The organism is Streptosporangium sp. 'caverna', from assembly GCF_003203775.1.
In the GTDB taxonomy this organism is placed as follows: Bacteria; Actinomycetota; Actinomycetes; order Streptosporangiales; family Streptosporangiaceae; genus Streptosporangium; species Streptosporangium subroseum.
The window spans coordinates 428,733-453,400 of sequence record NZ_CP029711.1; the positions used below are offsets into that span (position 1 = coordinate 428,733).

20 protein-coding genes are annotated in these 24,668 nt (G+C 68.4%); 8 read left to right on the forward strand and 12 right to left on the reverse strand.

Going from position 1 to position 24,668, the window contains the following annotated elements; all coding sequences use genetic code 11:
- The first annotated feature begins 141 nt into the window (after positions 1 to 141).
- Complete coding sequence (locus DKM19_RS02070) at positions 142 to 624, forward strand: GNAT family N-acetyltransferase (protein WP_162641220.1); 483 nt, start codon at positions 142 to 144, stop codon at positions 622 to 624.
- 132 nt (positions 625 to 756) lie between these two features.
- Here DKM19_RS02070 and DKM19_RS02075 read toward each other — a convergent pair whose 3' ends face one another.
- A complete protein-coding gene (locus DKM19_RS02075) occupies positions 757 to 1,299 on the reverse strand; it encodes a GNAT family N-acetyltransferase (RefSeq protein ID WP_110694238.1) in 543 nt (180 codons plus the stop codon).
- Between the two features lie 40 nt (positions 1,300 to 1,339).
- The gene (locus tag DKM19_RS49230; protein WP_162641221.1) at positions 1,340 to 1,699 is read right to left on the reverse strand and encodes a DUF1801 domain-containing protein; all 360 of its coding nucleotides are present in this window, start codon (positions 1,697 to 1,699) and stop codon (positions 1,340 to 1,342) included.
- A 385-nt stretch (positions 1,700 to 2,084) separates the two neighbouring features.
- Here DKM19_RS49230 and DKM19_RS02085 point away from each other — a divergent pair, with 385 nt between their 5' ends.
- Positions 2,085 to 2,918: an alpha/beta fold hydrolase gene (locus tag DKM19_RS02085; protein WP_204358622.1), complete on the forward strand. Its 834-nt coding sequence runs from the start codon at positions 2,085 to 2,087 to the stop codon at positions 2,916 to 2,918.
- 230 nt (positions 2,919 to 3,148) lie between these two features.
- On the opposite strand, the gene DKM19_RS02090 is transcribed toward DKM19_RS02085, so the two are convergent.
- The 9 genes from DKM19_RS02090 to DKM19_RS02130 all read right to left on the reverse strand — a co-directional run bounded on the left by DKM19_RS02090 (position 3,149) and on the right by DKM19_RS02130 (position 18,018).
- A complete protein-coding gene (locus tag DKM19_RS02090; protein WP_110694240.1) occupies positions 3,149 to 6,475 on the reverse strand; it encodes an AAA family ATPase in 3,327 nt (1,108 codons plus the stop codon).
- 139 nt (positions 6,476 to 6,614) lie between these two features.
- Positions 6,615 to 10,505 carry an FxSxx-COOH system tetratricopeptide repeat protein gene (gene fxsT, locus DKM19_RS02095; protein WP_110694241.1) on the reverse strand — a complete coding sequence of 1,297 codons (3,891 nt, stop codon included), beginning with the start codon at positions 10,503 to 10,505 and terminating at the stop codon, positions 6,615 to 6,617.
- A gap of 4 nt (positions 10,506 to 10,509) precedes the next feature.
- On the reverse strand, positions 10,510 to 11,739 hold the full coding sequence (locus DKM19_RS02100) for a TIR-like protein FxsC (protein ID WP_110694242.1): 1,230 nt from the start codon (positions 11,737 to 11,739) through the stop codon (positions 10,510 to 10,512).
- A gap of 123 nt (positions 11,740 to 11,862) precedes the next feature.
- Positions 11,863 to 14,247, reverse strand: a complete 2,385-nt coding sequence (locus DKM19_RS02105) for an FxsB family cyclophane-forming radical SAM/SPASM peptide maturase (RefSeq protein WP_110694243.1) — start codon at positions 14,245 to 14,247, stop codon at positions 11,863 to 11,865.
- Positions 14,171 to 14,344 (reverse strand): FxSxx-COOH cyclophane-containing RiPP peptide, encoded by a 174-nt coding sequence (fxsA, locus tag DKM19_RS52885; RefSeq protein WP_110694244.1) that lies wholly within the window; start codon positions 14,342 to 14,344, stop codon positions 14,171 to 14,173. The genes DKM19_RS02105 and fxsA overlap by 77 nt, the downstream gene beginning before the upstream one ends.
- A 1,269-nt stretch (positions 14,345 to 15,613) precedes the next feature.
- Positions 15,614 to 15,811 carry a hypothetical protein gene (locus tag DKM19_RS02115; protein WP_110694245.1) on the reverse strand — a complete coding sequence of 66 codons (198 nt, stop codon included), beginning with the start codon at positions 15,809 to 15,811 and terminating at the stop codon, positions 15,614 to 15,616.
- Positions 15,812 to 15,821: 10 nt separating this feature from the next.
- Positions 15,822 to 16,193 carry a hypothetical protein gene (locus tag DKM19_RS02120; RefSeq protein ID WP_110694246.1) on the reverse strand — a complete coding sequence of 124 codons (372 nt, stop codon included), beginning with the start codon at positions 16,191 to 16,193 and terminating at the stop codon, positions 15,822 to 15,824.
- A 191-nt stretch (positions 16,194 to 16,384) separates the two neighbouring features.
- Entirely contained in the window at positions 16,385 to 16,921 is a 537-nt protein-coding gene (locus DKM19_RS02125; protein WP_110694247.1) for an NUDIX hydrolase family protein, read from the reverse strand.
- Positions 16,922 to 17,226: 305 nt separating this feature from the next.
- A complete protein-coding gene (locus DKM19_RS02130) occupies positions 17,227 to 18,018 on the reverse strand; it encodes a neutral zinc metallopeptidase (RefSeq protein ID WP_110694248.1) in 792 nt (263 codons plus the stop codon).
- A 143-nt stretch (positions 18,019 to 18,161) separates the two neighbouring features.
- Between DKM19_RS02130 and DKM19_RS02135 the strand changes: the two genes are divergently transcribed.
- From DKM19_RS02135 to pgi, 6 genes are all read left to right on the forward strand, one after another.
- Positions 18,162 to 19,616 carry a pentapeptide repeat-containing protein gene (locus DKM19_RS02135; RefSeq protein WP_110694249.1) on the forward strand — a complete coding sequence of 485 codons (1,455 nt, stop codon included), beginning with the start codon at positions 18,162 to 18,164 and terminating at the stop codon, positions 19,614 to 19,616.
- A 191-nt stretch (positions 19,617 to 19,807) separates the two neighbouring features.
- A complete protein-coding gene (locus DKM19_RS02140) occupies positions 19,808 to 20,164 on the forward strand; it encodes a helix-turn-helix transcriptional regulator (protein WP_110694250.1) in 357 nt (118 codons plus the stop codon).
- On the forward strand, positions 20,161 to 20,628 hold the full coding sequence (locus tag DKM19_RS02145) for an SRPBCC domain-containing protein (RefSeq protein WP_110694251.1): 468 nt from the start codon (positions 20,161 to 20,163) through the stop codon (positions 20,626 to 20,628). The genes DKM19_RS02140 and DKM19_RS02145 overlap by 4 nt, the downstream gene beginning before the upstream one ends.
- Positions 20,629 to 20,638: 10 nt before the next feature.
- Complete coding sequence (locus DKM19_RS02150) at positions 20,639 to 21,421, forward strand: alpha/beta fold hydrolase (RefSeq protein ID WP_110694252.1); 783 nt, start codon at positions 20,639 to 20,641, stop codon at positions 21,419 to 21,421.
- A gap of 243 nt (positions 21,422 to 21,664) precedes the next feature.
- The gene (locus DKM19_RS02155) at positions 21,665 to 21,997 is read left to right on the forward strand and encodes a hypothetical protein (RefSeq protein WP_110694253.1); all 333 of its coding nucleotides are present in this window, start codon (positions 21,665 to 21,667) and stop codon (positions 21,995 to 21,997) included.
- A gap of 171 nt (positions 21,998 to 22,168) precedes the next feature.
- Positions 22,169 to 23,803, forward strand: coding sequence for a glucose-6-phosphate isomerase (gene pgi / locus DKM19_RS02160; protein WP_110694254.1), 1,635 nt, complete (start codon positions 22,169 to 22,171; stop codon positions 23,801 to 23,803).
- A gap of 317 nt (positions 23,804 to 24,120) precedes the next feature.
- Here the strand turns inward: pgi and DKM19_RS02165 are convergent, their stop codons facing one another.
- The gene (locus tag DKM19_RS02165; RefSeq protein ID WP_110694255.1) at positions 24,121 to 24,594 is read right to left on the reverse strand and encodes a hypothetical protein; all 474 of its coding nucleotides are present in this window, start codon (positions 24,592 to 24,594) and stop codon (positions 24,121 to 24,123) included.
- Positions 24,595 to 24,668 lie beyond the last annotated feature (74 nt).

Consider the following 24,668-nt stretch of genomic DNA (forward strand, 5'->3'; position numbering starts at 1 on the left):
ACGGAAGGGCCCGAGCGGCCCTGATACCCGTCCGAACCAAGGCCGGTGTCACGGCCCAGGACGGAAGGGCCCAAGCAGCCCTGAGAACCCACAGCGCAAGATCCAGAATTTCCGTACGCCCCCATGCTGAGGAGCAGCGCCGTGCATTCACCACAGATTCGCCGGGCGACCCTCGACGACGCCGCCCTGCTCGCCGAGTTGAACCGCTTCGTGCAGGACATCCACGCGGAGCACCGGCCGGACCTCTTCAAGGGAGATCCGTCGAGCGAGGAGCTCACCGCAGGGTTCAGGGACCTGCTCGGCCGTGAATCGGTCCGGGTCCTCATCGCCGAACTCCCTGACGGCCGGCCGGCGGGATATGCGATGGCGACCCTCAACGAACGTACCGGCAGCGCGCTCACACACGCGGGCTCGTTCATTCTCCTGGACCACCTGGCCGTGGCCCCCGAGGCGGTTCGCCGCGGAATCGGGACCGCCCTGCTGAACGCCGTTCGCGAGACAGGCCGGCAGGCCGGGTGCACACGCTTCATGACGGAGGTCTGGGACTTCAACTCCACGGCGGTGGCCTTCTTCGAGGCGTCGGGCTTCTCTCCGGCGTGGCGACGGCTTGATCAGCCCCTGTGAACGGGGGAACCACCAGCGCCCTGGCGTGACGCACGCGCCTCTGCCGGGCCGATCACGGGCCTGAAGGCGTCTGCGCGCCCCGATCCGGCCTCCGCGTCGAATCGGGGTTCACATACGCGGGCCCGAAGGCGCCTACGTGCTCTGATCCGGCCTCTGTGCCGAACCGGGGCTCACGTAGTAGTGCACCAGGGCGTTCTCGCCCGCCGCGTTCAGCCAGTCGGCGCGGGCGCTGGCCACGCGTTGCCATCCGGCACGTTCGTACAGGGCGATGGCCGCGTGGCCGTCGTCGGACACGTTGAGCGTGAGGGGCAGTCCGAGGTCGCTCGCCTCCCGGCAGACCACGTCAAGCAGGTGGACGGCGTGTCCGTGGCCCCGCCCCCGGGGGGTGACGAAGAGCCGGGTGATCGATCCGACGACACCGGTCGGCGTGCCGAGGGCCAGGGCCAGGGGCGGTTCAAACGTTGCCACGTCAATGAAGGAGAGCCCTATGTGGCCGACGATGTCGGAATCCTCGACCGCCACCCACGCCCGAACAAGATCCAACGGTGTCAGCCATCCCTGAGGATCGGAGGGCCAGTTCACCGGGTAACCGTCGGACGCGTGCACCGCGGCGAGAGCATCGACACAGGCGCACAGGTCCTCGCTGGATCTTGGGCGGATCAAGGACGTCGTCATCGGGCAATCCTCGCAGAAAGGATTAAATGCCCAAATCGGATCAGGTGATCTGTTCTCCGTCCAGCTTCACGGCCTGCGCTATGTAGTCGCGGAGGGCGTCCCGGTCCATGGAATCCAGTTTCTTGATCTTGACGTGTCGCGTCTTCTTGCCCACGCCCGCCAGCAGGCCGTGGGCATCCTCGAACTCGGCGCCCCGCTCGAAGGCGAAGGTGATGTGCGTCTTGCTGGGGCTGATGATCGCCAGAGGCTTGTTGCCCTTCCAGGCGGGGGACCCGTAGATGATCGTCTCGGCCGCCTCCGGTGCGCACTCCGCCATGAGCTCGCGGAGAACTCTGACGATGTCCTGGTGCTCCGGGATGACCCTGGTCTTCACATATTCGTCCACGTCTGCGCTGCTCATGGACCCTCCTTTGAATTGCCTGGTTCGGGCCTGCCACGCGGCGTCCATGTCCCGGCGTGGTGCACCCTCCGCGGGCGCCTCCCGGCACCGTGGAAGCCGCGCCCGTACATAAAGCATTGACGGTGGGGGCGCTGTCAAGATACGTAGGACAACGCCGTATATGTCACTCCATACGGCGTTCGGATGGGGAAGGTCTTGGCCCGCTCCCCGTAGAGGGCGAATCGACGTATGCCGAGGTGCTGTGGTGACGGCGCCGTTCTCCGGTGCGGCCCGGATGTCTCCGTATGAAATTGATATGGGACAAAACTCGCGATAAAGAGAAAATTGGTCTGGAATGACACGGGGAGGCATTTTGACGAGGCTCGTACGGATTAACAATGAAAGGGTGCTCGCGGTCGACGAGAGGGGTGAACCAGGGGGAAAGCCGGTCTTCCTGCTGCACGGAACGCCGGGCAGCAGGGTCGGCCCGTTGCCGCGCGCATCGGTCATCTACCGGCTGGGGGTTCGGCTGATCACCTATGACCGGCCGGGATACGGAATGTCCGACCGCAGGTTCGGCCGGACCGTGGCCGATGTGGCGGAGGATGTGGCGGCCGTCGCCGACGCCCTGGAGCTCGACTCGTTCGCGGTGATCGGCCGGTCGGGTGGCGCGCCGCACGCGCTCGCCTGCGCGGCACTGCTGCCAGGCCGTATGACGAGGGCGGCGGCGCTGGTCACGCTCGCCCCGCCGGAGGCCGAGGGGCTGGACTGGTTCCGGGGCATGTCGGCGTCGAACGTGATCGAGCACACGACGGCGGCGAGCGGCTCCGGGCCGATCACGGCGCTGCTGGCCCCCGCCGCCGCCCGGATCAGGGCCGACCCGACCGACCTGGTCCCCGGGCTCGACGACGACCTGCCCGAGCCGGACCGGAACGTGGTGGCCGACTACGGCATCCGCAGGATGCTGGCGCACAACTTCGCCGAGGCGCTGCGCAGCTCGACCGCCGGATGGGTCGACGACGCCCTGGCCTTCTGCTCGCCGTGGGGCTTCGATCCCCGGAACATCACCGTGCCGACGCTGCTCTGGCACGGCGACGCGGACGTGTTCTCTCCCGTCGAGCACTCGCGCTGGCTGGGCCGCCGCATTCCGGGCGCCACCGTGGTCATCCAGAAGGGCGCGGCCCACTTCGGAGCGCTGCAGGTTCTGCCCGACGTGCTCGCCTGGGTGACGGAGGCGTGATCCGGGAGGGCTGATCTTCCAGGTCCCGCCCGGCGTGGTGGACGTGACCTGGAAGATCTTCCCGCGGCCCGGGCAGGTGGGCAGGCAGGCCTCGACCCGGCCGGCGCGTGGGCCGGCCTTCCGCTTCGACAGGACCCCGGAAAGCTACCCGGCCGGGCTCCACCTGCGAGGCGCGACCCTATGGCCCGGAAGCCTCCGGCCCACCTGAAGATCCGAATTTCGAACAGGCCCTAGCCGTGATCCGCGTGTAGGCCCAGAACGTCGTCGTAACCGTTGCAGGGGAGTTCGGCGAGCAAACCGTTGGCGCGCGCTGCGAAAAGGTGGGCTCCGCGCTCCTGCGAAAGGACGAGCGCTCGATGGGCGGTGCGCCTGGCGGACTGGACGTCGCCGCCGGCTCGGAGCGCCTTCGCACGGATGAGGAAGACCAAGCCCTCTGCATACCGTTCGCCGTACGTGTCGATGAACGTCGCGGCCTTGTCCAACGCGGTCATGGCGGCGGAGACGTCGTCGGCGCAAAGTCGGATCTCGGCAAGAAGCGCGTACCAGGTGGCCAGGTTCGATCGAGGTGGGTCGACCAGTGTGGTCTCGATGATGCGCTCCATCTCCATGGCCGACGTGACGGGGTCACCGCCGGACATGGCCTTCGCCCAATGCCTCGCGAGCCGCGGGTAGCTGCCGGAGAACGTGAAGGAGAAGTCCGGATCGGCGTCGATCGCCGTCTCAGCCGCCCGCAACGCCCAGGCGAAATCTCCCGCGGCGGCCGCCGCGGTGACAGCGAATGAGCCCCAGATGCTGATGGCATAGGGGTCGTCGCCGGCGTCGAGCTCCACCACGTCGAAAAGGTGGCGCGCGGCGACCAGGTCGCCGTGCAGCGCGGTGTTCAGCGCCAGCATGACCGGCGTCGTCATCTGCAGCCGGTGTCGCAGCGGCTCGGCGTCTCTCTCGGCACGGATGAGCGAATCGGACTGGCTCAGGTTCCGGTAGGCCTCACCGATGTTGCCTGAACTCCACTGGTGGACTCCCCAGGCGTGATGGCCGGAAGCCTGGACGACAGGGTCCGAGGAGCGCTGACCATGATCCAGCAGCCGGCGCGCGAGGCGCCCGGCAGCGTCGAGCTGGATGCCCTGGGCGTGAGCCAGGAACCGGGAGAAGAGGAAGCCGGTGGCCTCCCGTTCTCGGCCGAGCGACCGCGCGACCTTCTCGGCGCGGTCCAGATGATCCATGGTGGCTCCGACGAAACCGGCGTGGATACCCGCGACGGCGGTCAGCTCGGTGAGCGCGGCCAGCTCAAGGCCGGGGAGTCCGGCGCTGCGTGCGATGTGGGCCGCGGCGTCGAGGTGCTTCTCCGCAGTCTCGTAGGCGGATCGTCTTGCCGCGATGCGGGCCGCGACGATGAGTGCTTGCGCCGTCTGCTCCGGCTCGGCGAGCGGGCCCGCCGAGCACAGGTGGTGGGCGAGTGCCTCACCATGACGCTCGGCCGGTTCCTGGGTCTGCGCGAGCGCGGCCGCGATGCGCAGATGGAGGTGGCTTGCATCTGATCGGGACGTCGAGCGGGCCACCGACTCGCGGACGAGATCGTGCACGAACCGCCAGTCACCCAGGGAGCCGGAGGTCACCTCGACCAGGCCGAGCGCTTCAAGGGTCTCCAGGCGAGTGAGGCACTGCGACGCGTCGAGGCCTGATGCCCTCGCCAACAGGCGGGCGTCGATGTCGCGGCCCATCAGGGCTGCTGTTTCGATGAGGCGACGGTCCTCGTCGTCGAGCTTGCTCGTCCGGTCGCGGACGATGTCGCGCACCGTGGACGGGACGGCGGCCTGGGCTGCCGCCTGGTCGGACAGATGGTCCTCTTCGGCCAGGAACCTCGCGAGCTCGCGCACGAACAGGGGGTTGCCTTCGGTGCGGGCCTGGATGTTCCGCGCGACGCCGGGACTCGGAGACTGCCCAGTCTCCTGGTGGACCAACTCGGCGACATCAGATGGGCCGAGGGGACCAAGAGCGATGCGTCGGTGGCGGTCCTGGCGCGCGACCGCCGCCAACATGCGCCGCAGGTGTTGGCTGGGCGTCGGTGCATGGCCGCGCAAGGTGCCCATCAACACGCTCCTGTCCGGGAGCGACTCGGCCAGGTGCGCGAACAGCTGAAGCGAGGCCTGGTCCGCCCAGTGAAGGTCATCCACGACGACGACCAAGGGCTGACGTGCGGCGGCCGCGTTGAACAGTGCGACGACGCTGCCGTACAAACGGAATTGCGCTCCGGCATCCGGCCGCGCCAGGACTTCGGCATCGTGTGCGGGGTGCTGCAGCAGGTCGCCGAGTTCGGCGGTCCAACGCGCCCGGTCGTCCTCCGGCAGTGCCGCGATCAGGGCCTCGACGATCTGGACCCAGGGCCACATCGACGGGGCGCCTTCGCCCTCGTGGCATCGGCCCCAGAAGGTGAGGGCACCGTTCGCGGCGGCCTCGTCGGCGACTTCGGCAAGCAACCGGCTCTTGCCCACTCCTGGTGGACCCTCGACGAGTACGATCTGCGCTCGGGCGATGGCGGCCGAGTCGACGGCATGGCGGAGGAGGGCGAGCTCCTCTTGTCGACCCACGAGACGATCGGACCGGCTGTCGGAAGGTTTTCGCGCTCCGCTCGTGGAGTGCGCGCCGGACTTGGATCCGGGCGCGACTTCCGGGAGAAGGCCGGCGACGCGTGGTGTGAGGACAGCCCCGGCCTGTTGGAGAACCTGCCGGTGCGCCTCGCGGAGCGCTGGACCGGGATCGATGCCCAGCTCGGCCAGCCGTGCTCGCACCGTGTCGAACACGGACAGGGCCTCCGCCTGCTGTCCCGACGCTGCCAGGGTGGTCATGAGCGTCGCCTGAACGGTCTCGTCGAAGGGCGCGATCCATGCGGCGAGGCGCAGCGGTTGCAAGATGCGTTTGGCATGACCGCGAGGCACGATGGCGTGAGCGGCCTCGACGCAGGCGTCGAGCAGTTCGCGGTTGACGGAGGCGAACAGGGGATAGGCGGCGGCGCTGAGGGTCAGCCCGTCGCCCGCGGACCCTCGCCACCGCGACAGAGCCTCTTCGTAGGCATCGGCTCCCTCCTCGAACCGGTGAGCGTCCAGTGCGGCGCGGGCGAGGCCGAGAAGCCGGCGGAATTCGGTCAGGTCGAGTGCCACGTGGCTGTCATCGAACTGGTAGCCGCTGCTGCGGTGGTGGAGGTAGGAGCCGGGCGCCCGCGCGGGCAGATTCGGTTCGAGCAGCCGTCGCAACGTCCCGACATATTTTTGTACGATGTTCAACGCCGACGTCGGCATCTTGTCGTCCCAGACGAGGTCGATGAGCTCGGAAGAGCTGACCGGTCGACCCACATGCATCAGCAACAGGGCCAGCAGGTAGGTCTGCTGCCGCGGTCCGGTGTCGACCTCGACGCCGTCACGCCACACCCGTAAGGGACCGAGGACCTGGACGGTCAGCGAAGCGGCGCCGTCTCCCGGACGGGCCACGGGGGCGGCGGCGGGTACGACGGGCGTCGGTTCGGTTCCGATGCTTCGTCGGGAGGGGGAGGCGTCGGCCATCGAGCTCTTCCTCGGACTGGGTGGATGTTGAGGAAAGGCTACGCGCCGGCCTCGGCCGTTCGACTCCGCCGGGTAGGGCCTACTCGAAGGCCGGCGGCACCGCGTAGGCGAACATCATGATCTGAATCCCGAACAGACCCTAGAAGGGCTGAGGTTCCAGATCCCGGTTGATCCGGCGCCAATCCCTGAGGTTGCCCAGGGTCGGGTGGGTCTCGCCCAGGACCCGGGCCATCACCGGCAGCAGCCGTTCGCGCTGCCGCTCCGCCGGATCGGCCTGTCCGGATGTCCACAGGGTCACCGACAGGTTGGCCTCGCAGGCGAGCGCGTCCGGATGCTCGGACCCCAGCTTGACCCGTAGCGCGTCGAGGGTCTGGCGTTCGAGCTCCTCGGCCTTGGCGGTGCTCCCGTCGTCACCGAGGCAGTTCGCGTAGTTGATCGCGGCGGACAGGGTGAACGGGTGGGTCTCGCCGAGCTGCCGGCGCAGTCCGTTCAGGGCGATGTTCGACTGGGCGAGGGCCTCGCGCAGCGCGCCCGTCCCCCGGAGGTAGATCGTCAGGTTGTTGAGCGCGATGAGCGTTCCCGGATGGTTCTCGCCGAGATCCGCCCGGTATGTGCGCACGATCTCGGCGGCGAGGTTACGGGCGCCCACCTTGTCGTCCAGGGCGGACAGGCAGCAGGCGAGCTCCAGGGTCGAGGCCTGCGCGTCCGGAGTTCCGGGATAGTGCTGCTGGTAGCGGTCGTACGTCTCCTTGGCCAGCTCCAGCGCCTTCTCCTGGTCGCCGGCCCGGCGCAGGGACACCGCGAGGCTCTTGGCCGCCCGGAGCGTGTCGACGAACCGTTCGCCCAGCGCCTCCCGGTAGTGCTGCAGGCTGCCCTGCAGAAGCTCGACCGAGTCCCGGTAGAGGCCCACCTCGCGCAGGTCACGCGCGAGCTGGACGGCGGAGAACAGGGTGTAGGGGTGGTTGACGCCGAGCACGCGGGTCCGCCGCTGCAGGGTGTCCTCGTCGAGCTCGCGGGCGCTGAAGCCGTCGCCGACCAGCCGGTAGCACACGGCCAGGTTGTTGGCCGCCGCGAGCGTACGCGGATGGTCCTCGCCGAACAGCGTCTTCCACCGGGCATAGGTGACCTTGTCCAGCTCCAGCGCGCCCTCGTAGTCGCCCTCGGCGCGGAAGTCGGCCCCGAGCCCGCCCCGGGTGAGCAGGGTGTGGGGATGGTTCTCACCGACCACGCTCCGCTGCTGGTCGAGCACCCACCCATCCAGCTCCTTGGCCTTGGCGTAGTCCCCCTGGGAACGGGTCACGTTCGCGATGTTGAACAGCAGGTGCAGGCGCTGGCGGTCATGGATGCCGAAGATCAGCTCCCAGTAGTCCGCGAGGCGGTCGCCGAGGGAGCGCGCGGAGGCGAAGTCGCCGCGCTTCCACAGGTAGCGCACCCGATCGGTGAGCAGCTGGCGGGTCTCCTCCTCGGTGCACTCGGTGGCCCGGCAGGTCTGCAGGTGCTGCCAGATGAGGTCGTACCTGATCCAGTTCTCCGGGTCGTCCACGTCGCCCTGGCGCGGCCTCGCGCCGACGAGGATCCGGTGCACCTGATGGCAGACCTGCTGCTGCTCCTCCTCGCTCATCTGGCTGCGGATGACCGCCTGGACCAGCCGGTGCACCTGGATCGTGTTGTTGCCCTGGTCCACCTTGGCCAGCGCGAACCTGCCGATCTCCTGGATGACCCGGCCGAGGACGAGCTTCTCGCGCAGCGTGTCGTCGTACGGCAGGAGCGCCTCGACCATCTCGTCGCTGTAGAGGAGCTGCATCGAGATGGGCTCGGGGGCGAAGAACGCGCAGAGCTGGAGCAGCCGGACCGAGGCGGGCGAGCTCTCCTGGAGCTTGGCGAGGGAGAGGTTCCAGGTCACCGCCACCGGGTGCGGGTAGTCGGCGGGCTGGCTGAGCGACAGGACGCGGGCCGTCTCGGTCTCCAGCTGCTCCAGGAAGGTGCCGGCCGGCATGCCCGTCTCCGCCAGCCAGGCGGCGGCCTGCTCGACGGCGAGGGGCAGGTTGCCCAGGGCGTCGGCGACGCGCACCGCGTCTTCGGCGGCGAGGCCGGGGACGCGGCGGCTCAGGTGCTCCAGGCTCTCGTCCCGGCTGAAGACGTCGACCTCCAGCGGCGCCGCCACCGTCGACCACGCCTGGTTGCGCGAGGTGATCAGGACATGGCCCGACGAGCCGCCGGGGAAGAAGTCCCGCAGCTCCTCCGGCTCGCCGGCGTTGTCGAAGATCAGTAGCCAGCGTCCGTGGGGTTCCCCGCGCCGCAGTGCCTCGCGGACCGCGGTGACGACCTCCGCGACGTTCTCGCTGACGGGGATGCGCAGCTGCCTGGCGAGTTCCTCGAAGGTCGAGTTGATCCGCTCCCGGTCCTCGGAGGAGATCCACCAGACGAGGTCGTAGTCGGCGCGGAACCGGTGCGCGTACTCCAGGGCGACCTGTGTCTTTCCGACTCCGCCCAGACCGTAGAGCGCCTGGGGGAGCACCACGGCCGAGTTGCCGCCGACGAGCTGGCTGCGCAGCGTGTCGAGCGCGGCGCCGCGCCCGGTGAAGGCCGCGTTACGGGCCGAGACGTTCCACACGGTCGGCTCGCTGCCGGGGAAGCGCGCGCCGAGCGCGGTCGTGTCGAGCGCGGCGCCGTCCTCCGTCCGGCCGAAGGCCTTCAGCAGGGTCTCGGCGGCCGCGTGCTCCCCGATCCTGGTGAGGTCCGGCAGGGCGCGGTCGCCGAACGGGGAGGGATAGCGCGACTCCGTGACGCGTACGGGGATCAGCTCGACGCGGTTCGCGGATCCGGTGCCGGTCAGCCGCTGCCACACCTCAAGGGCACGGGGCGATCGCACGTACGCGTTGGACAGCACGACGATCGTCCGAGGCGCGTCCCCCGCGAAGTCGGCGGCGTTCTCGGTCTCGATGCCGCGCAGCGAGACGCGGTAGCCGTACCGGTCGAGCAGGGCCGCCATCCAGTCGGCCCACATGCGGTCCTCGGAGGCGTAGCTGACGTACACGTCGGTCTGGTACGTCGGGTCGCGGCGGACGAACGCCTTCAGATGGTGCAGCCGTACGGACTCCTCCATCTGCGGGAAGGACGTCACCGCGCCCTCGGTGACCGCCCCGGTGAGCCGTTCGAACGCGGCCAGTATGGAGCCCGGCCGGTTCGGCTCGTCCCCGAACGTCGCCAGGATCTCCTCGAACGCGTAGAAGGGTGTGTACGGAACCTCCACCGCGCCCCAGTAGTGGTTGACCTCCTCCGGAGTCATCCCCTTGGGAAACCGGTCGAACTTGCGCTTGGCGAGGTTGCGGCCCGCGTCGCACTTCTCCTTCTCGCCCGTGTCGATGCGCATGGGGACCGGCAGGATCCGGATGTTGCGGTCGCGGTAACGGTCGTCGATGTGCCGCGCCACCGACGAGGCGCCGTCGATGCCCTGGTCGGAGAGGGTGAAGCAGTCGACGAGGACGTCCGGCATCTGCACGGTGCAGATCTCCGCGATGTCGCTCAGCCCGGTGCGGCTGTCGATGAGCGTGTAGTCGTAGCAGGCCTTCATGTCGTCGCGCAGCGCGTCGAAGAACTGGCCGCCGCCCTGCCGCTCGTAGAAGTTGTCCCAGTCGAAGCTGGAGACCAGGGACGAGTAGTCGCGGTTCTGCCGCCCGGCCGAGACGAAGTCGAGGGTGCCCTCGCCGGGAAACTCGAAGTCGAGGGAGACGGCGTGCGGCTCGACCCTGGCGTATTCACGGTGCCAGTCGCGCGGCCGCGCCTCGTTCTTCATGGCCGCCCACTGGTAGGTGGTGATCAGATCGATCACTCCCGACGTGTTGGCGACCATCCCGTTGTCGAGAAAGGGCCGGAAGAACTTGTGCAGGCCGGGGGACTCCAGGTCCCAGTCGAGGACGAGCACCCTGAGGCCGCTACTCGCGAGGATCCACGCCGTGTTGGCCAGCGCCATCGTGCGCCCGGTGCCGCCCTTGTAGCTGTAGAAGGTGACGATCCGGCCCTCGCTCATTGTTTTACTCCTCCGGCCCGATGAGCCTGGGTCTGTCGACTTTGCCGCCCTCCGGCGGGTAGGCGGGGGCGTGCTTGAAGTACTGCTGGGCAGCGCGGTTCAGCGTGTCCGGCAGGTGGCTCTTGAAGGCGTCAAGGGTGGGGATGTCGGAGACCGCGGCGGGCTCGGTGAGCTTGTTGCCGAGGGCGGCGGTCAGGTGACTGCGCAGCTGCGATTCCCGCGCGACGGTCTCGGTGTCCTCGCGGTTCCACGGGACCATCACCGCGATCCACTGGCGGCCGGGCCGGTCGATGGGGCGCAGCGTCGCCCGGCACTCCTCGCGCGTGGTGGCCCACGGGTCCACCAGCATCACGCCGGGCGAGCGCGGCTCCTCGGCGGCGAGCGCCTCCGCGTGGTCCTCGAGCGATCCCACCTCGGGCAGGAAGCCCCGGGAACGTGCCAGTTCGGTGGCGAAGTCGGCCAGTGGCCGCATGCCGTTCCGGCTCCGGTACGGGTCCCACTCGTGCGGGGTCCTGCCGTAGTGGTAGGCGTCCCGGCCGTCGGGGAGGCTCTGCATGTCGGGCGCGACCACGGTGAGGGTCATCGGCCGCTCGGGGGTGTTGTCGGTGAACGCGCTGGGCATCTCCCGGTAGTCGTCCACCCGGCCCACCGGCATCGTGACCTGCTCGGCGACTTCGATGATCCGCTGTGCGAGCCGCAGGGTCGCGTCCTGGTACTGGTTCCGGTACTTGTTCAGCTTCATGATCCCGTAGAAGCCCTCTTCGGCGTACCGGGCGCCCAGGTCGGCGTGGTTGAACTGGATGTCCTCCGCCGCCTCCGGCAGCGCGACGCTCCGCATCGGCGTCCAGATGGCGGGCACGATCGCGGCGGGCAGCGGCTCCCCGTGGCCGTGGGTGCGGTCCAGGAAAGCGGCCCATTCCTTTCCGCAGTGCTCGCTCTCGAAGTAACGCGGAGAATAGAGCGGGACGAACACGCGGCACGTCGAAAGCTGTTTGGAGAGCGTGAGCGCCCAGTCGTCCCCGGTGCGCAACGCGCGGTCCATGTATCCGGCCGATCCCGCCGGGACTTTGGTGAGGTGCATGATGTGCCCGCACAACACCCGGAAGAGCTTCTCGACCCACTGGTTGGGATCGCCGCCCCCGTCGGTAAGGTCGTACGGCGGAACGTGCGCGTAACTGAGAAAGAAATACGGTCCGGCTGATTCCTTGTCGGCGGGCAAGCGCGGTACGGACATCCGCCTCCTTCCCCCCGGGATCTCACTATAGGAACGTGGCCTATGGCAGGAAAGTGCCACCGGGAAAAAATATAGGCGCAGGGCACAATTGCGGATCGCAACGCGAAGAATTATCGGGCGGTTTCAGCCCGCGATCCACTTCGCGTGGTGCTCGCGGGCCAGCAGCGCGGCCGCGGCCGCGGCCTCCTCGGACACGGGCTCGGCCAGCCAGGGCGCGACCGACCTGCGCATCCCCGCCACGAAGAGCTCGCCGAGCGGTGTCATCGACCCGGACTCCGCGAGGCTCTCGATCGCCTCGGCCGTCTGCTCCCGCCAGCGGGCGAACTGAACGTCGCCCCGGGCCGGCGCGACCCGCCGCCGCACCTGCCAGTAGTGGGTGACCGCGATATGCGCGTATGTCCCCTGGAGCAGGCCTTCGAGCGGCCTCGGGTCATCTCGCCAGGGCGCGTAGAACAGCCGGCTGTCCGACTCGTCGAACAGGCTCACCGCGTCGAGCACGGCGCCCAGCTTGACGTGCTGGAACTCGTGGATCATGAGGAGCGCGAGGGTCGAGGGGTCGGCGGGCAGGGCGGCGGCGATCGCGCCGAACGCCTGCCGCGCGGTGGAGCTTCGGTCCCCCGCCTTGCCCGGCGCCAGGGGCATCAGCGTGGTGAGCCCCTCGCGCAGGCCGGGCGCGTAGTCCGGGTGATCGGCTTCGACCATCGCCCAGGCCTGCTCGAACGCCGCCTGCCATGCCGCGGCGTCCTCCTCCGACAGGCGCGCGGTCGCGGCGTGCGCGTGGCAGTCGCGGAACGGGTCGGTGTCCTCCAGGGCGACCGAGAAGTCTCCCGCGGTGAGCCTGCGCAGGGGATGCCACACACCGGGCTCGCGGCCGGGCAGCGTGAACCGTCCCCCGGCGATGTCGAGGCGCGCCGTACGGCCCGCGCCGGCCTTGAGCACGCCCAGCGTGGGCAGGTGGATCGAGCCGTCAAGGATCTGCACGTCGATCGAGGCCTCGATGCCCGCCCGGATCGCGGCGGCGGCGGCGATGTTGGCCAGATGCCCGAGGTGTCCTGGCTCGCGCAGGCACTCCACCGCCCAGACCCGGACGTACGGGTGGGCGAGCACGGCTTCGACCGCCTCGCGATGCTCGGCGTCCAGCCGGGTGAGCAGCTCCCACGCGGCGCCGGTCTCGCCCCGGGCGTGGACGGCGGCGAGCAGCGCGCGGCGCAGGCTGCGCTGCGCCTCGGCGAGCCGGGCGACGTCGCCGGCGCCGCCGAAGCCGCCGGCGAGCGCGTCGATGGTCTCGTACGGCACGGTGTGAACGGGCATCTCGGTCCTACGACGGACGTGGGTGATGAGCGCGAGCAGGTCGTCGCTGTAGACGCTCGGATTGGCGAACCCGGAACCGGTCCGGAAGCGGTGGGCGTAGAGGCCGCCGCCGCAGCTGTCGACCACCGGGCAGGCGCGGCAGGTGTCGCACAGCCCGTCCAGGCCCTGCTGCCGGGCGAGGATGCCGGTGTGCCGGGCCACCGCGTCGAGGTCGTCCCGAAGCACGTGCAGCCCGGTGGCGGGCGCGCCGTCGTAGGTGGTCTTCAGCGAGTCGGCCTGTTCGTACGCGCCGTCGGTCTCGATCACCACCAGGTCGGACGGCTGGAGCCCCAGGGACTCGGTCAGGCTGGACTCGCCGCGGCTGGTCCTGATGATGGACTCGAACATCCGGACCGGGGTCCGGCCGCCCTCGGCGAACCAGGTCTCGAAGATCGCGATGAGCCAGTCGGCGTATGCCGTGGGCGTCGGCCGGGCGGGAGGGTCGTCCCAGGTCGCGTGGGGCAGGAGGAAGTCGATGCGGGGCGGGTCGAGATCGGCCAGACCGCGGTAGACGGCGATCGGGTCGTTGGCGACGTCGATCGTGCACAGCAGCCCGGCGTACAGCTCGGGCCGCCCGCGCAGCAACTCGATCGCGCGGATGACCCGGTCGTAACTGCTGCGCCCGTCGCGGTAGCGCCGGTGCCTGTCGTTGGCCGCGCGGTCGCCGTCGAGGGAGATGCCCACCTTCACGTCGTGCTCGGCGAAGACGTCCAGGAAGCCGTCGTCAAGCAGCACGCCGTTGGTGTGGATCCGCAGATCGAGCTCGCAGAGCGGGCCGACCTGGGTGCGTAGATCGCCTGCGATCCGGCCGAGCCGGTCGCGGCCCGCGAGCAACGGCTCGCCGCCGTGGAGGACGATGTGCACGCGGTCGAGCGCGTGCTCCTTGACATGCTCCGCGATGCGCAGCGCCGACCAGGTGATGATCTCGTCCGACATCACTCCGGGACGGCCGCGCCAGCTCTGGTCCGCATGTTCGTATACGTAACAGTGGTCGCATGCGAGATCGCACCGACTGTGCACTTTTAGTACGAATTGCCGGAATGGCACGAAGGGCCTGATCACGGCGGCCCTCCTCGGGGGATCAGATCGACGAGTTGAAGGCTGCCACGGGGACGGGCGGAACGGCGGAGGACGTGGGAACAATCCTGCGGAGAACATCGCCGAGATCGTCTTCGCGGACGAGAGACAGCGGCACGTCTCGAAGGTCTTTGATGCCAGTTGAGACGCTTGCTGGCTTCTCTTCCGTAAGGTTCATAACCCCGTGCCAATACTCGAACGAGCATTCGAAGAATGCTGCAGATGGGCGAGAATTCTAATATCGCCACGCTACCTTGGACGGCACAGGTGCGCGTAGCCTTCCGTGGAAGTTATTCCACCGGCTTGACCAGGTCAAACGCCGGGCATTCGACATCGGGTACGACGGATAACCAGACCCGTGACGGCACTCCGCCACCGTTTGGGAACCATAAACCATAATATTCCGATGTAAAAACCCTATCTCAACTATGAGGCGTGATCCAGAGCGCCGTCTCCCGAATCATCCCGTCGAAGGCGCTCCGTGGGCAACGGATACGCGGGGCCGCCGGAGTAGAGCGGGGGCCGTGTGGCGAGGTGTTCCCGAGGCTCATGCGGCGGGCGGGGTGGGGATGGTGGGGGGAGGACGCGGGTCGAATTGAGTGAAATGTTCTCACTGTCGGAAATGTAATTTATTGTTCGATTTAAGACATTATGTGAGGTAGTTGACCGGCGGAGCCGTCAGGCGCGCAATCGGGTGTGGACGATCATCGGAATATCGGACACCCGAGCAGTGCCCGGAGCCCAATGGGGGTGCACGGTGCCGGAGGCCGGGACAGGCGCCTGGATCGCCCGGTTCGCCGGCGAGCGCCGCAGGCGTTCGACGGTGCGTGACGTCTCTCACCGGGATCGGTGTGGCGGGTCGTGCCCTGGTTCACAACCGGTTCACAAATGGAACCAGTGGATGCGGCGGCACGTACTGCATACAAAGCAGGTCGCGTCGCGGTTGGCCCAGTCAAGATTGAGGAATGACATCCCCGTGGTCTGCAGCTTCCATCGATGAGACTCGAAGAGCTGATTTTTACACGTGTCACAACTCAAGTTCTGGCCATGGGGAAGCGTGACAGGCTCAGGCATGCTGATAATGCTAGCCATATTCATCGGGATGTGCGGTCACGATATATTTCGGTGAGTAGTTCGGATCGGAGCAGCTCACCGGCCGCCGGACCGCTGGCGTGACGCTTTTTTCCTGTCGCCGTCCGGCCTGCGGACATGGAGACCGATCCAGTGGTGACGCCTTCAGAGGCCGATCACCGTCGCTGCCACCGCCGGAAGCACTTTCCGATCAATGTGATCGGACCCGCTGCCGAATCCTGACCGTCTCCGCGACATCTGTCTTCATTTTTCCATTGGGCCACTTCATGCCTTCGCCGCCATTGATCAGAGCGAAGGGGAGTTCGCCGAGTCGGCGAGGACTTCGGATCGTCCCGCCGCGCCCGCGAGTGGGATCTCAGCCCCAGGGGGTGTTGTCGGTGCCGCCGCCACCGGTGGTGGGCTGGGGGGTCGGGGTCGGGGTCGGGCTGGTAACCGGTACGACGGTGTCCGCGGTCGCGGAGGTGGCGAAGACGCTGCCGGCGCCGATGGCGCCGATCGGAATCAGGGCGGCGAAAGCGAGGCGGATGACGAGGGAGCGGAAGGTGCTGTTCATAGCCTTTACCTCATGTCTTTTGGCGCTGACCTGCGCGTTTGTCGAATAACCAAAAGATATTCGGGGCGAACATCCGATCCCTATCCGTTCGCTTCTGGTCCGGCATCGACCGGCGATGGTGTGGCGTCAGGGGGCGATGGCGTGGCGTCGACCGGCGGGAAGCCTGGCGTCGGAGGGTGGGAAGCCCGGTGTGAAACCGGGGGAGCGTGCCGGGGAAGAGGCGGCCCGCGAGCGCTTCCAGGGCGATGGCGATCTCCACGGCTTCCTCGACGGTGGGCGCGCCGAGGACCGCGACCACGGCGTCGTCGACCAGGGCCGACTCGGCCTCGATCGCGCGGGTGCATCGCAGAGGGTCGAACGCCGGGCGCGAGCCCGTCGCCATCGTCGGGGCAGGCCACCGCTGTGTGGGCGGCGTCACCTCACCGGAGGATCCGGCGGAGGGGCGGACGAACGGCAGGCGCGCTCAAGCCCAGGAGCGCGTCGGGACGGCGGCAGAGGCACCGTCGAACACACCCGGGCGCGCTCAGGCCCGGGGGCGGGTCCCCCGTGGACCGGGGTGCGGATCCCGTCCGTTCAGGAGAGGCCCCCGACGTGCGCGAGAGCCTGCATCAGCAGAACGCCCTGCCCGCCGGGCATCTCCTGCTGCACCAGCGGGGAGGCCGCCTCCTCCGGCGTGAACCAGACGAGGTCGAGAGCGTCCTGGCGAGGGCGGCAGTCGCCGGAGACCGGGACGACGTAGGCGAGGGACACGGCGTGCTGGCGTGGATCGTGGTACGGCGTGACGCCCGGTGTCGGGAAATACTCGGCGACGGTGAACGGCTGCGGAGAGGCCGGGATGTGGGGCAGCGCCACGGGCCCGAGGTCTTTCTCCAGGTGGCGCAGCAGCGCGTCGCGGACACGCTCGTGGTGGAGCACCCGCCCGGAGACCAGCGCCCGGCTGACCGCCCCGTCTGAGGCGATGCGCAGCAGCAGGCCAACGCGGGTCACCAGGCCGGTGTCGTCGACCCGCACGGGCACGGCGTCGACATAGAGGATCGGCATCCGTCCCCGCACCGACTCCAGTTCTTCCGGAGCAAGCCATCCAGGTACGGTTTCGGTCTTTTCGAACATCTGCTGATCGTACTTCCCCGTTGCGCCGGTGCGGTTGGAGCTGGGCCTTCTCCGTGTCGCGTCCGATGGTCGAGCCGTTCCGTGATCGGCAGCCTCGGCGGCCGGGCCGAGCGTGGGCCGGCACGCCTCCGGCTCCGCGCACCTGATCCGTCAGAGATCCTTCCGCCCAGGCCGGATGCCGTTTCGCGCCCCGGCCCGACTTTCCCGCCACCGTGACCGAACCCTGCCCCGGCAGGACGGGCCCGCCCCTTGCCACGGCCGTTCGCCACCTCGCTGCCGACCCGTGATCTCTTCACGGAGAAGGGTCAGGCAACCCTGGAGGCCGGGGCCTTGAAGGTGTTGCAGACGTCGGGGGACTCGGCGTTGAAACCACGCGTCTCCCAGTAGACCCGGTTCTTGAATGTGCCGTTGCCCTTGGTCTCGCCTTCCATGGCGTGCTGGCCGATGAACCAGTCGGAGCCGTGCGCCTTGGAGTGGCCCAGCGAATCCCAGACGCTTCCGACGAAGGCGCCGACGAAGCAGATGTTCTGCAGGGAGACCTTGCTGCTCAGGGCGACGGCCCCGGCCTTGGACAACGTCTTGGCGGCTCTGGTCTCCTGCGGGAGGACGCCGATCAGCCGCTGGACGTGGTAGCCGTATCCGATGGAGAGGCTTTCGAGCATGCGCGGGCTGTCGAGCTCGTTTCTCACGCCGTACTCGGCGACCATCACGTAAATGGTCTGGTTGGCCTTGCAGTACATGCTGAACACGTCATCCAGCTGGTAGGTACCGCAGGCGGTCTTGGCCTGTGAACCGTACGTGACCTTGACCTTCGGCTTGCTGTACCGGATTCCGGCCTTTTTCAGCTGTGGCCCCCACGCCCTGTCGAGACACTCGGACATGTTCTCGAAATAAAGCTCGACGGAATCGAAATGGCCGCCGCTGATGCCCGGTTCATCGCAGGTCTGAGACGTGAATTTACCGGTCTTGTAAATCGGGTTCTTGGTGAAGGCGGCGCTGCCGCTCGGAACGGGTCCGGCCGAGTCCGCGCTCGCCGCACCGGTGAGCGGCATGCTCATAAGTACGCCGGCCATCAGGGCGACAGAAAGGGTACGCATGCCAGCAGACCTTACTGACGGATCCTCACAAAATGACCAATGGGTGAGGTGCCGTCAGCGGCCGACCGCGGCGGCGAGGGGCGCCGATGCCTCGCGGAAGTCGCCGTGGCTTCCCCGTGAGGTTGCCGGTACCTTATCCAGTCGTGGCGAAGTGTGATCTTTGCGAAGAGGACAGCGGCCAGAACAACATATGCGTCAAGCACTACCTGCACGACACACGGCCACCCGACGCGGAGCCCCTCGTCGTCAAAGGCGCGGTCGACCTCTCCGGAGCCGTGTTCGACTCACGGATCACCATCAGGAATGTGACCTTCGAAGGCCCGGTCGACTTCCGCGGGGCCGGATTCGGCGAGTGGCTGCAGTTCGACCACGTCACTTTTCTCCACCCGGTCCGGTTCGCGCATGCTCACTTCGACCACCGGGTCAATTTCAACCACGTCCGGTTCGCGGACGACGCGGAGTTCAGTGACGTCGCGTTCGCTCGATATGCCCGGTTCACCACGGTCGCATTCGAGGCTGAGGCGTGGTTTCAGCAGGCGGTGTTCAGCGGAGGCCTGCTGTTCGACGAGGTCGCTTTCGACCGTAAGGCGCATCTCAGCCGGGTCACCTTCGCCGGTACCACCGTGCTGTCGCTGACCTCGCCCGACGCCGACTTCAGCCTCTCGACGTTCGATCGCAGGGCGCGGATCGAGGTCGGCGACGGACGGCTCTCCTGCGACCGGACCGTTTTCGACGCCGGAGCCCGGCTGACCGCCTCGGGACCCGCCGACGTGACCCTCCACGACGTCCACTTCGGCGCCCCCTCCACGCTGTCCGCCGCGGCGGACACCGTGGGGAGTTGGCGGATGGCCGACCGCCCCCGGCTGCACAGCGTCATCGGCACCGACCTGGCCGGCCTCACGCTGTCGTACGTCGACCTGTCGCGCTGCTCGTTCGGCGGTGCCCACAACCTCGACAAGCTGACCGTCGAGGGCTGGCAGTCCTGGGGCCACTCGCCGCGCGGCTTCTGGGTGACCCGCCGGGCTGTACTGGCCGACGAGCGCAGGAGGCGCGCCCGATCGGGTTCGCCGCGCTGGGCGATTCCCGGCGACGACCCCGACGCCGTGATCAGCGCCGAGGTCCAGGGCGACTACCACGCGCTGCGCCGCATGTACGACGCGGCCAAGGACGAACCGGCCGTCACCGACTTCTACTACGGCGAGATGGAGATGCGCCGCCGCGGCCTGTGGCAGGAGTTCCGCATCCGGGTCCGCGAGCGCTGGTGGCGCGGCCTGACCGGTTCGTTCGGCGAATGGCTGCTGGTCTCCCTCTACTGGCTGCTGTCGGGCTACGGCGTCCGCGCCTGGCGGGCGCTCGCGTCCCTCGCGGTTGTCGTCGCCGTCGCGTCGGCGGCCTTCGTGAAGTGGGGCTTCCCCGGCAAATCGGTCGCGTACGGCGACGCCGTGCGGTTCAGCGTCCGAGCGGCGACATCGCTGCTGCGCGGCACCGACACCCTTCTCACCCCGGCGGGCGAATGGATCGAACTGGTCCTGCGCCTGACCGCGCCCCTCCTCCTGGCCCTGGCCCTGCTCGCGATCCGGAGCCGCGTCCGCCGCTAGCGGACGTGCTCCGCGAATCCGGTCCGTCATCGACTCGCGGCAGCGCGCGTTCATGGGAAAAGCCCTGTGCCGGTGAGGATCGCCCCCGGCCGTCCACGCTCGACTCCTCTCGGCGAGGTTGAGGTCCTGGCCGGCATGTCTTATACAACCATTGGGTTGTGCAATCATGTGGTTGTGACTAGGGTCTGGGCATGGCAGTCGTTGAAGACGAGTTGAGCCTGGTGTTCTCGGCGCTGGCCGACCCCACCAGGCGCGCGATCCTGGAGCGACTGGCTCATGGTGACGCGACGGTGAACGAGCTCGCCGAGCCGTTCGCGATGACGCAGCAGGCGGTCTCCAAGCACCTGAAGGTGCTTGAGCGTGCCAGCCTGATCACGCGGACCCGGGCCGCGCAGTCGCGACCCTGCGTCCTGGACGCGGAGCACCTCGACGCGGCCGCCGGCTGGATCGTTCGGCACCGGCAGATCTGGGCCGGCCGCCATGACCGCCTTGACGAGCACCTGGCCGCCCTGCAAGCAGGGCAGCGCCGGGATGAGGGGACGACATGACGACCGAGACCGGCGAGCTCACCTACCGGCGCGTGCACCGGGCGTCGCCCGAGTTGCTGTTCGACTGCATGACCACGCCCGAACACCTCGCCCATTTCTGGGGTCCGGCCGGGACGACCACGCCGGTCGGCAACATCACCGTCGACCTGCGGCCCGGTGGAGTCTTCGAGACCACCATGGTCAACGACGCGGACGGCAGCACGCACACCATGCGGGCCGTCTACGTCGAGATACGCCGTCCCGAGCTGCTGGTGTGGATCGAGCCCGGCGTCGAAGGCGGCATGCGGACCACGATCACCTTCGTCGATCTGCACGACGGGCGCACCGAGGTGGTCACCCATCAGACCAACGTGCCGGCCGCATACCTCAGCGCCGAGGCGAGGGCCGGCTTCGCCACCGGCCTCGACCGTCTCGACGTCTACCTGGCCGGTCTGAACGCCGGGCAAGAACACCGGCACGAATAGGGAGCACGGAATGCCGACAGTCACGTCAGCGGACGGCACCACGATCGCCTACGAGCGCACCGGCAGCGGGCCGGCGCTCGTCCTCGTCGACGGTGCCATGTGCTATCGCGGCGCGGGGCCGATGCGGTCGCTCGCCGCGCTGCTGCAGGGCGCCTTCACCGTTTACGCCTACGACCGCCGCGGCCGGGGCGAGAGCTCGGACACCATGCCGTACGCGGTCGCCCGCGAGGTCGAGGACCTTCGTGCCCTCATCGCGCAGGCCGGTGGCGAGGCACACGTCTACGCCATCTCCTCCGGTGCGGCCCTCGCCCTGGCGACCGCGGCGGCCGGCCCCGGGATCACCAAGCTGGCGCTCTACGAGCCACCGTTCATGGCCGAGGTCGAGGACGGCACCCGGATCAAGGAGTACACCCGACGACTCCACGAGCTGCTCGACGCCGGGCACAGGGGCGACGCCGTGGCACTGTTCATGACATACGTCGGCGTACCCGCCCAGGCTGTCGCCGGCATCCGGGCACAGCCCGGCTGGGCCATGCTGGAGGCGATCGCCCCGACGCTCGCCTACGACGACGAGGTGCTCGCCGGCGGTGGCGTGCCACGTGACCTGACGGCGACGATCTCCGTTCCGGCCCTGGTCCTCGCCGGTGGTGCCAGCCCGCAGAGCCTTCAGCGGGCGGCGAAGGCCACCGCGGACGCGCTTCCCACCGCGGAGCACCGGACGCTCGACGGCCAGACGCACGATGTGGCCCCGCACGCACTCGCACCCGTGTTGGCCGAGTTCTTCGGCGCCTGACCACGAGCGGGCAGGGTGCCTCACCACGGATGGGTGAGGTGCGTGGCGGTGACCGCGAGTGCCGGCGGTTCATCTCGGCCGCGATGAAACCCACGGCCTCGGCACCGCGCAAATAATCACGCCGGAGCCGGGCGCCCCGCCGGAGACATGGATCGGGGGGTTGCATCCCGTACCCGGGTACAGGGTTACCGTCGTGCGGGAACCGCTCGCAGGAGAGTCGGGCGGCCGTCACCTGGAGGGCTCATGGAATGGGCGCCGGCTGAATGCACGCTTCCGACCGAGGAACGGCCGTTGCGGGCGACGGAGTTCGACGAACTGTTCGCCTCCGCGTTGCGTGGACTGCAGCGCGTGGGGCCGACCCACCTGCGGCTCAGGCTGAAAAACGGAGCACAGACGGAGGAGGCCACGCGAGACCTGGTGGCCAGGGAGACGGGCTGCTGCTCGTTCTTCGCCTTCGTCCTCACCCCCGGCGATGATGGCCTGATCCTGGACATCGAGGTCCCCGCGGTTCACGCGAAGGTGCTCGACGGGCTGACGGCCCGGGCGATCGAGGCGGCTCCCCAGGTCGCGTCATGACTGTCCCGAGCTTGACGGAGACCTCGGTGTGACCCGACTCCACCGAACTCGGGGTGCGTGGCGTCCACGGGGCGAGGTGCATGAATACGCTCTCATGGAGAGAAGACACAGTGCACTCGCAGGATCTGGCCCGTTTTGGGGCCATTCCGACAGCTAACGGAGGAATTACCGATGCCGACCGTCCCGCTCCGTGAGCGCGCCTCGTGGAAGGCGCTTGAGCAGCACCATGCCGAGATCGGCGGTCGCCACCTGCGCGAACTGTTCGCCGAGGATCCGGAGCGTGGCGAGCGCATGACCGCTGAGGCGGCCGGGTTGTATCTCGACTACTCGAAGAACCGCGTCACGGACGAGACGCTGCGCCTGCTGGTCGAGCTTGCCCGGGATTCCGAAGTGGAGCAGCGCAGGGACATGATGTTCCGGGGCGAGCCGATCAACACCTCCGAACACAGGTCGGTGCTGCATGTCGCGCTGCGGATGCCGAAGGGCACCTCGCTCGCCGTCAACGGGACCGACGTCGTCGCGGAGGTCCACGAGGTCCTCGACCGGATGGCCGACTTCGCCAGGCGCGTGCGCTCCGGCCAGTGGAAGGGCCACACCGGCAAGCCGATCAAGAACATCGTCAACATCGGCATCGGGGGCTCCGACCTCGGGCCGGTCATGGCCTACGAGGCGCTCCGCCACTACAGCAAGCGCGACCTGACGTTCCGGTTCGTGTCGAACGTCGACTCCACCGACTTCGTGGAGGCGACCCGGGACCTGTTCGCCGACGAGACGCTGTTCATCGTCTCCTCCAAGACCTTCGGGACGCAGGAGACCCTCACCAACGCCCACTCGGCGCGCGACTGGGTCATCGGCCAGCTGGGTACGGACGAGGCGGTCGCGCAGCACTTCGCCGCGGTGTCCACCAATGCCGAACGCGTCGCGGAGTTCGGCATCGACACCGCCAACATGTTCGGTTTCTGGGACTGGGTGGGCGGGCGCTACTCGATGGACTCGGCCATCGGCCTGTCCACCATGGTCGCGATCGGCCCGGAGCACTTCCACGAGATGCTGGCCGGCTTCCACGAGATGGACGAGCACTTCCGCACGGCCCCGCTCGCGGAGAACCTGCCGGCGCTGATGGGACTGCTCACCGTCTGGTACGCGAACTTCTTCGGGGCGCAGACCATCGGCGTCATGCCGTACGAGCAGTATCTGAAGCGGTTCCCGGCCTATCTCCAGCAGCTCACCATGGAGTCGAACGGCAAGCACGTGACCCGCGACGGCGACCCCGTCGACTACGACACCGGACCGGTCTACTGGGGTGAGCCCGGCACGAACGGTCAGCACAGCTTCTACCAGCTCATCCACCAGGGCACGAGGCTGATCCCGGTCGATCTGATCGGATTCGGCGAGAGCCTCAACCCGCTGCGCGACCACCACGACCTGCTGATGGCCAACGTCTTCGCGCAGGCACAGGCTCTCGCCTTCGGCAAGACGAGGGAGGAGATCCAGGCCGAGGGCACCGCGCCGGAAGTCGTGCCGCATCGGGTCATGGAGGGTAACCGTCCCACCAACGTGCTGCTCGCCGAGCGGCTCACCCCGCACGTGCTCGGCGCTCTCGTGGCACTCTACGAGCAGAGCGTGTTCGTCCAGGGGACGGTCTGGGGGGTCGACTCCTTCGACCAGTGGGGAGTGGAACTCGGCAAGGCGCTCGCCGGCCAGATCGCCCCGCAGTTGGAGAGCGACGCCGAGCCGGAGCTCACCCACGACTCCTCCACCAACGCCCTCATCCGTCGCTACCGGGGGCTGAAGAACAAGAAGTGATCGGGCAGACCATGGGGCCGGCGCACTCCACCCGTCAGAACCGCGTCGCAGCGGGCTCTGAGCGCTCGATCATGCCGAGCGCGTGCGCGCGGACCCGAGGGGAAGGCCGCCGCGGACCTTCGCCGGGTCTTCCCCGCTGATCGCGTCCCGGATGGCGTAGCCGGACCGGCCTCTATGGCTGGACCGGCCTCCATATGAGGAAGCTGGACCGGCCTCCATATGAGGAAGAGCGGGTGCTCCCGAGGGAGTACCCGCTCTTGGCTTCCTACTGTCCGCTTCCCCTCGGCGGGGGGCGGAAGGCTGGTTGTCGGGGCGGTTCAGAAGGAGTGGCGGTAGTAGTTGCCCCAGTCGAAGTCGCGGTTGTTGCCCTCGCCGATGTGGGTGCGGAAGCCGTCGAAGCCGCCGCGGGCGCTGATGTTGAACTTCCACTCGCCGTGGCCGCCGGTGGCAAACCGGCGGGTGTGCCAGCCGCCGTTGTCGTGGTAGCTGAAGTCGACGTAGGTGTTCTCCCGGTCGCGGTCGTGATCCCGAGCCTCGATGTCGAAGTAGTAGCGACCGTTCGAGTAGTACCAGTAGCCCTTGTACTCCGAGCGCTCCCCGCGCGACTCACCCCGGCCGAAGCTGGAGTAACCGGAGAACCAGTGCTTGGCGTACTGGGCCTGGGAGACCGAGGCGGTGCTCGCCGTGGAGACGGCAGAGGCGGTGGCGGCCTGGGCGGGGGCGGCGGCGATGCCTGCCGCAAGGGCGCCGGCCAGGGCGGTGCCGACAAGGACGCTGCGAAGCTTGCTCATGAGGGGATTTCCTTCTGGTGAGTGCGCTCGGGGGAGCGGGTGGGGCCTGGTGTCCGGTGAGCTTTGTGATGGCC

Excerpts from the sequence above, each read along its gene's own strand:
- DKM19_RS02075 (WP_110694238.1), bottom strand. The coding sequence starts at position 1,299 with ATGACGACGTCCTTGATCCGCCCAAGATCCAGCGAGGACCTGTGCGCC.
- DKM19_RS49230 (WP_162641221.1), bottom strand. The coding sequence starts at position 1,699 with ATGAGCAGCGCAGACGTGGACGAATATGTGAAGACCAGGGTCATCCCG.
- DKM19_RS02090 (WP_110694240.1), bottom strand. The coding sequence starts at position 6,475 with ATGGCCGACGCCTCCCCCTCCCGACGAAGCATCGGAACCGAACCGACG.
- fxsT (WP_110694241.1), bottom strand. The coding sequence starts at position 10,505 with ATGAGCGAGGGCCGGATCGTCACCTTCTACAGCTACAAGGGCGGCACC.
- DKM19_RS02100 (WP_110694242.1), bottom strand. The coding sequence starts at position 11,739 with ATGTCCGTACCGCGCTTGCCCGCCGACAAGGAATCAGCCGGACCGTAT.
- DKM19_RS02105 (WP_110694243.1), bottom strand. The coding sequence starts at position 14,247 with ATGTTCTCCGCAGGATTGTTCCCACGTCCTCCGCCGTTCCGCCCGTCC.
- fxsA (WP_110694244.1), bottom strand. The coding sequence starts at position 14,344 with ATGAACCTTACGGAAGAGAAGCCAGCAAGCGTCTCAACTGGCATCAAA.
- DKM19_RS02115 (WP_110694245.1), bottom strand. The coding sequence starts at position 15,811 with ATGAACAGCACCTTCCGCTCCCTCGTCATCCGCCTCGCTTTCGCCGCC.
- DKM19_RS02120 (WP_110694246.1), bottom strand. The coding sequence starts at position 16,193 with ATGGCGACGGGCTCGCGCCCGGCGTTCGACCCTCTGCGATGCACCCGC.
- DKM19_RS02125 (WP_110694247.1), bottom strand. The coding sequence starts at position 16,921 with ATGTTCGAAAAGACCGAAACCGTACCTGGATGGCTTGCTCCGGAAGAA.
- DKM19_RS02130 (WP_110694248.1), bottom strand. The coding sequence starts at position 18,018 with ATGCGTACCCTTTCTGTCGCCCTGATGGCCGGCGTACTTATGAGCATG.
- DKM19_RS02140 (WP_110694250.1), top strand. The coding sequence starts at position 19,808 with ATGGCAGTCGTTGAAGACGAGTTGAGCCTGGTGTTCTCGGCGCTGGCC.
- DKM19_RS02145 (WP_110694251.1), top strand. The coding sequence starts at position 20,161 with ATGACGACCGAGACCGGCGAGCTCACCTACCGGCGCGTGCACCGGGCG.
- DKM19_RS02150 (WP_110694252.1), top strand. The coding sequence starts at position 20,639 with ATGCCGACAGTCACGTCAGCGGACGGCACCACGATCGCCTACGAGCGC.
- DKM19_RS02155 (WP_110694253.1), top strand. The coding sequence starts at position 21,665 with ATGGAATGGGCGCCGGCTGAATGCACGCTTCCGACCGAGGAACGGCCG.
- pgi (WP_110694254.1), top strand. The coding sequence starts at position 22,169 with ATGCCGACCGTCCCGCTCCGTGAGCGCGCCTCGTGGAAGGCGCTTGAG.
- DKM19_RS02165 (WP_110694255.1), bottom strand. The coding sequence starts at position 24,594 with ATGAGCAAGCTTCGCAGCGTCCTTGTCGGCACCGCCCTGGCCGGCGCC.